General features: G+C 74.2%; 4 protein-coding genes. All 4 read left to right on the top strand.

Features of this window, described 5'->3' with window-relative positions:
- Positions 1–203 (top strand): SpoIIE family protein phosphatase (locus IE312_RS41380; protein ID WP_229900298.1); only part of this gene is annotated, 203 nt, incomplete at its 5' end.
- 146 nt (positions 204–349) lie between these two features.
- Positions 350–1,237, top strand: a complete 888-nt coding sequence (locus tag IE312_RS22635) for an STAS domain-containing protein (protein ID WP_189984175.1) — start codon at positions 350–352, stop codon at positions 1,235–1,237.
- 55 nt (positions 1,238–1,292) lie between these two features.
- On the top strand, positions 1,293–1,787 hold the full coding sequence (locus IE312_RS22630; protein WP_229900297.1) for an anti-sigma regulatory factor: 495 nt from the start codon (positions 1,293–1,295) through the stop codon (positions 1,785–1,787).
- Between the two features lie 120 nt (positions 1,788–1,907).
- The coding region (locus IE312_RS22625; protein WP_229900296.1) for a PP2C family protein-serine/threonine phosphatase at positions 1,908–2,826 on the top strand (919 nt) is incomplete at its 3' end.

Genomic DNA, 2,826 nt, shown 5'->3' with positions numbered 1-2,826 from the left:
TCAGCGACGGGGTGCACGCGGTCGCCTCGCCGAAGGGGGAGGCGTACGGCGACGCCGCCCTGGCCAGGGCGATCACGTCCACGCGGCTCCTGCCGGCCGCCGAGGTCCCGCGCGCCATCCTGCGCGAGCTGACCGGCCACCGGGGCCGGTCCATGCCGGACGACGACGCCCTGGTGGTGTGCCTGGACTGGCACGGGCGCTGACGCACCGCTCGGCCCGTCGCCCGGCCGGGGGCCGCATGTGCCGATGCTGTGTCGCTTCACCGCGCTCGCAGCGCCATACTTGTCATGAGGCAATAATTGCCGCGTTGTGTCCGTCCCGGCGCAGCGGCCCGTCGCGGAAGGAAACCATGCAGGTGTCGGAGCAGGCCGCGGAAGGGGCGGCGACGCGGGAACTGGGAGCCTTCCTGGAGCGTCGCCGCGAGCAGATCGCCCAGCGGTGGGCGGACGCGCCGCTGTTCCGGACGGTGTTCACCGTCTCGCGGGACGAGGCCGTGGAGGCGTGCAAGGTCGTCGTGGACGCGCTGTGCGAGGTGGCGTCGAGCGGCCGGCTCGAGAACGTCGCGGATGCCGGGTTCGACCCGGCGCGCGAGCAACTGGGGCGCATGGCCGCCTCGCGTGCCCGCCGGGGCGTCAGCCCGGCGCAGATCGGGAACGAGGCCGCCGGGCTGCGTGCGGTGACCGCCGAGCTGCTGCGCGGCGAGGCGCTGCCCGGTCCCGGGGCGCGGGACGCCATGCTGGCGCTGACCGTGCTGATGGGCACGCTGCGCCTGGTCATCATGGAGACCACGGTGCTGGCCGGTGAGGAGCTGATATCCCGGCAGCGGCAGCAGCTGCTGGACGTCGCCACCCCGGTGATCAGCCTGTGGGAAGGCGTCGTCGCGGTGCCCCTGATCGGCACGCTGGACAGTGCCCGCAGCCAGGTGGTCATGGAATCGCTGCTCCAGGCCGTCGTGGAGCAGCGGGCCCGGTACGCGATCCTCGACATCACCGGCGTGCCCACGGTCGACTCGCTGGTCGCGCAGCACCTGATGAGGACGGTCGCCGCGGCCCGGCTGATGGGTGCCGAGTGCATCGTCTCCGGCATCCGCCCGGCCATCGCGCAGACGATCGTGCACCTGGGCATCGACCTCGGCTCCGTCGTCACCCGCAGCTCGCTGGCCGACGCCCTCTCCTACGCCCTCGCCGGGCAGGGCATCGAGGTCTCCCGGCGCGTGGGCGGCGCGGTTCCGCGATGACCGCTTCCCTCCCGGGCTCCCGGGACCGCCGGTCCCGGCCTCCGGGGGGTATGTGATGACGGCCGCCGACGCCACGGACCCCGTCGAAGGGGCCGGGTCCGCCGAGGGGGCCGGGCCCGTGGAGCCGGCCGGGCTGCCCATCGGGTCGGACGCGGATCTGGCCTGGGTCCGCCGGCGGGTGCGGCAGGTCGCGGCCGAGCTCGGGTTCGGGCTCGTCCAGCAGACGAAACTCGTCACCGCGGCGAGCGAACTGGCCCGCAACACCCTGGTCCACGGCGGAGGGGGCCGGGTCGAGATCACCGCCCTCGCCGACGGCCCGCGGCGGGGGCTGCGGCTGGCCTTCATCGACACCGGACCCGGTATCGGCGACGTCGACCTGGCGATGACCGACGGCTACAGCAGCGCCTGCGGCCTGGGGCTCGGCCTGGGCGGGGCCAGACGGCTGGTGGACGAGTTCGCCCTGGAGACGCGGCCCGGCCAGGGCGCCGTCGTCACCGTGGTCGCCTGGGTGGCCGGCGTACCGCCCGCCCGCACGCCACCGGACGACTGACACGGACCCCGACCGACTGGCACGGACCCGGGGGGTGCCGCCGTCGCCGGCACGGTCCTTCCGGAAGCCGTGCCCGGTCGCGATAGCGTGGAGGTCACAAGGGGAGAGGATGGAGACACCGTGAATACCCCCGAACCGGTCCCGTCCGTGGAAGCCCAGTTGCGCGCGGCTCCGCCCCACGCCCTGGTGGCCACCGCCGGACGCCTGCTGGCACAGCACTTCGGTGCGACCGACGTGACGCTCCTCCTCGCCGACTACGGCCTGACCGTCCTGCAGCCCGTCACCCACCTGCACACCGGCGATCCGGTCTCCGCGCACGACGGACCCGACGGCACCGCCTTCACCACCCAGAAACCGGTCGTCGAAGTCATCACCGACCCGGCCGCCGAACTGGTCCACCTGCCCCTCACCGTCCGCGGTGACCGCCTCGGCGTCCTCCGCGTCCGCCTGCCCGGCACCCGCGCCGACGCCGGCACGGTCCTGCGGCTCGGCGACTTCGCCACCGCGCTGGGCCACGAGATCACCACGGCCGGCCGGGACACCGACCTGTACCTCCAGGCCCGCCGCACCCGTCGCCTCACCCTCGCCGCCGAGATGCAGTGGCAGCTCCTCCCCGGCCGGGGCTGCGCGCGCGACGAGTACGTCATCGGCGCCCACCTGGAGCCGGCCTACGCCATCGGCGGCGACAGCTTCGACTGGTCCACGAGCGCCGAGCACCTCACCCTCACCGTCACCGACGGCATGGGCCAGGGCATCGACGCCTCCCTGCTCACCAGCCTCGCCGTCGGCGCCCTGCGCAACGCCCGCCGCGCCGGCATCAGCCTCGCGGACCAGGCGTGCCTCGCCGACCAGGCCGTCTATTCCCAGTACGGGGGCAAGGCGTACGCGTCCACCCTCCTGCTGCGCTTCGACCTCGCCACCGGCACGGTGCACGCCGTGGACGCCGGGTCCCCGCGCCTGTACCGCCTGCGCGGCACCACGATCGAACAGGTCCCCCTGGAGGCCCAGCTGCCCCTCGGCATGTTCGAGGAGACCCTCT

This window comes from Streptomyces capoamus (genome assembly GCF_014654935.1).
In the GTDB taxonomy this organism is placed as follows: Bacteria; Actinomycetota; Actinomycetes; order Streptomycetales; family Streptomycetaceae; genus Streptomyces; species Streptomyces capoamus.
This window is presented reverse-complemented; position numbering and strand designations above follow the sequence as displayed.